We start from the raw sequence: 3,028 nt of genomic DNA on the forward strand, positions 1-3,028 counted from the left end.
CACATCCTCCAGCCGCGACCATTGCAGTTGCACCGGGCGACGCATGTCGCGCGCGATGAGCGCTACCTGCACGCCGGCCTCCCAGTCCATCCTGCGGCCGAACGAACCACCGGCATGGAGCGGATAGAGTGTCACACTATCGCTCGACATACCCAGCACACCAGCAATGGCGTCACGGGCGAGGCCGGGCGCCTGCGTCGCCATCCACACTTCCGCGCCATCCTCGTTGACGCGGGCGGTCGCGCTCATCGGTTCCAGCGCCAGATGCAGGCCGGCGTCGACCTGATATTCGCTGGCGAGGATCGTGGCGCCCTCGAACACCGGAAGCAACTCGCCCTGGGAATAGAGACGGCGGCCGGATACGCCGGAGAAGGCATTTTCCAGCGCTTCATCGATGCCGCCACTGCTGACCGGTTTGCCCCGTAGCGCAAAGACGGGGTCGGCAAGGTCGAGCGCCTTGTTTGCCGCCCACCAGTTGCTGGCGACGGCGGCAACCCAGCGTTCCTGCTTCACCAGCTTGAGAAAACCGGCAACGCTGCTGGCCGATCGATCATCGAGACCCGCAAGGATCGCATCGCCGATCGGCCCCTGCCGGATCGAGGCGTAGACCATGTCGGGCAGGCGAATGTCGGCGGCGAAATTATGGCTGCCGTCGATCTTCGACGGTGTGTCGAGACGCGGAAGATCCTGCCCGGACAGGCGGCCATCCTGCCCCTGGCGCAGCGGAAGGATGTCGGGCAGGTGGAAGTTCACAGCGTCACTGACCACATCGCCGAACTTCATCTGGCGCTCGCCGCCGTCAGAGATGATGCCGTCCTGAATGTCGCAGCTTTCCCAGGGGATATCCCAGCGGGCCGCCGCAGCCTTGCACAGCAGCACCCGTGCGGCCGCACCCGCATCTCGATAGGCGTGGTGGAACATCGGGATCGACGTGCCGCCGCCGGTCAGCATCAGCGATCCGCGCGTCGCATATTGGCCGATCGCCCAGTCGCCCGCCCCGCCCAGCAGCCGCGTCCAGTCGCTCGCCAGCCATTCGCGCGCCAGCAACGTGTTTGCGTAGAGCGGGCTGATCGGCGCGCTCTGCACCGCGACCGTGCGCCAGTCCGCGCCCAACTCGTCCGCCAATATCTGCGGCAATACTGTGGTGACCCCCTGACCCATCTCGGTCTGTGGCACGACGACGATGACCTGCCCCGATTGGTCGATCTTCAGGAAGGCGTTGATGATCGTTTCGGTGGGACTGGCATTGAGATTGGGCTTGTAGGTCCGCGGCCATACGCCCCAGGCGATCAGCAGCCCCGCAGTAGCGCCACCGCCGACCAGCAGGCTCCGCCGGCTGATGCCCTTATTCTTATCGGATTGCTTCCGCGGTGCGCGCGCCATGCCTGCCTGATAGAAGGGCGTGACGCGGATGCCTAGCGTTATTCGGCGCGGATCCGCGCGATTCCCAGACGGGGAATCTCGATCGCCGGGCACCGGTCCATCACGACCTTGAGGCCCGCCGCCTCGGCACGGGCGGCGGCGGCCTCATTGACGACCCCGAGTTGCATCCAGACGGATTTCGCCCCGGCCGCGATCGCATCGTCCACTGCATCGCCGGCCGCTTCGCTGCGGCGGAAGATGTCGACCATGTCAATCGGCACGCCGATATCCGAGAGACGGCCCCAGACGAATTCGCCATGGACATGCTCGCCGGCAATCTGCGGATTGACCGGCAAAACGCGATAGCCATGGCCCTGAAGGAACGCCATCACGCCATAGCTCGGACGATCGGGCCGATCGGAAATGCCGACGAGCGCGATAGTACGGGTTTCCTGAAGCAGCGTAGCGACATCCTGGGCGGCAGTAAGCGGCATGGACTTCTCCTTTCCTTTCGAGATGGGGAAAATATGTGCGCTTGCAAGACGCTTTGGTCGGGTTAGTCCTGTGCCATGTTCGACATACGCTCCGACGACCTGACCGATCCTCAGACCCGCGCTCTGCTGGCGCTGCATCTATCCGGCATGCAGGCGAACAGTCCGACCGAGGCGGTGTTCGCGCTCGATCTGTCGGGCCTGCAAAGACCCGACATACAGGTGTGGACGGCATGGGACGGACCACACATTGCGGGGGTCGGCGCACTCAGGGTACTGACGGCTAATCATGGCGAGATCAAGTCGATGCGCACCCATCCCGACCATCTGCGGCGTGGCGTGGCGACGGCCTTGCTGCGGCACATCCTCGCGCAGGCAGGGGCGCGGGGGGTGCGGCGACTGAGCCTGGAGACGGGCAGCGGTGCTGCCTTCGATCCAGCGCTGGCGCTGTATCGCACTTTTGGGTTCGTAAATGGCGAAGCCTTTGGCGACTACAGCCGGAGCGGCTTCAACCAGTTTCTGCATTTGCAGCTTTAGGACAGGCCTCCGGAAGCAGGAGAGTCATGGGCAGTTGAGACTGGAACTGGCCATCTTTCCAGCGAACGCTGGCATCTCACTCCTTCTAACGAAGCATTTGAAAGAAGAGAGAGATCACAGCCTGCGCTGGGATGATGGTTTAAAATTGACCGCCCCGCTTCCCACCCAAACTAGACATTCACATGGAACCAGCCCGCCCTTCAGTCCTCCGGCGTCCCGCCCAGCGGAAAATATTGCTGCCATGGGCGTGCCTCCTCCACCGCGCGGGCGAAGGATGGGCGCTCCCGCAGACGCCGGCGATAGGCGTGGACATGGCGCAGCGCCGCAGGCACGGGGTGCGACCAGTGCGCGTAGAAAAGGTGCGGCGCGGCGGCACAGTCGGCCAGGCTGAAGACATCGCCTGCCGCCCATGTCCGCCCCGCCATATGCGCGTCGAGCCAGGCATAAGCCTTGTCGAGCGCAGCGCGGGCATCGGCGACGCCCGCTTGATCCTTCTGCCCCTCTGGCCGCATCGCATCAAACACCAGCTTCTGCTGTGGCGTGGCCATATGATTGTCGAAGAAGCGGTCGAGCAACCGCACCTCCAGCGCAGAAACGGGATCGTCCGGAATCAACCGGACCGGTCCGGGATGATGGAT

General features: G+C 64.3%; 4 protein-coding genes. 1 reads left to right on the forward strand and 3 read right to left on the reverse strand.

The genetic code is table 11. The features are described 5' to 3' along the window. Both VMR39_RS30190 and VMR39_RS30195 read right to left on the reverse strand, forming a co-directional pair. Positions 1-1,383, reverse strand: a 1,383-nt coding sequence (locus VMR39_RS30190; protein ID WP_325422213.1) for a molybdopterin cofactor-binding domain-containing protein, incomplete at its 3' end; no start/stop codon positions are given. 38 nt (positions 1,384-1,421) lie between these two features. Further along, a complete protein-coding gene (locus tag VMR39_RS30195) occupies positions 1,422-1,856 on the reverse strand; it encodes a CoA-binding protein (protein ID WP_325422215.1) in 435 nt (144 codons plus the stop codon). A gap of 75 nt (positions 1,857-1,931) precedes the next feature. Between VMR39_RS30195 and VMR39_RS30200 the strand changes: the two genes are divergently transcribed. Next, the gene (locus tag VMR39_RS30200; protein ID WP_325422217.1) at positions 1,932-2,390 is read left to right on the forward strand and encodes a GNAT family N-acetyltransferase; all 459 of its coding nucleotides are present in this window, start codon (positions 1,932-1,934) and stop codon (positions 2,388-2,390) included. Between the two features lie 200 nt (positions 2,391-2,590). Here VMR39_RS30200 and VMR39_RS30205 read toward each other — a convergent pair. Then, positions 2,591-3,028 (reverse strand): glutathione S-transferase family protein (locus VMR39_RS30205; RefSeq protein WP_325422219.1); only part of this gene is annotated, 438 nt, incomplete at its 5' end.

It is taken from the genome of Sphingobium sp., assembly GCF_035511395.1.
GTDB lineage: Bacteria > Pseudomonadota > Alphaproteobacteria > Sphingomonadales > Sphingomonadaceae > Sphingobium.

Coding starts and splice junctions, on each gene's coding strand:
- VMR39_RS30195 (WP_325422215.1), bottom strand. CDS start 1,856: ATGCCGCTTACTGCCGCCCAGGATGTCGCTACGCTGCTTCAGGAAACC.
- VMR39_RS30200 (WP_325422217.1), top strand. CDS start 1,932: ATGTTCGACATACGCTCCGACGACCTGACCGATCCTCAGACCCGCGCT.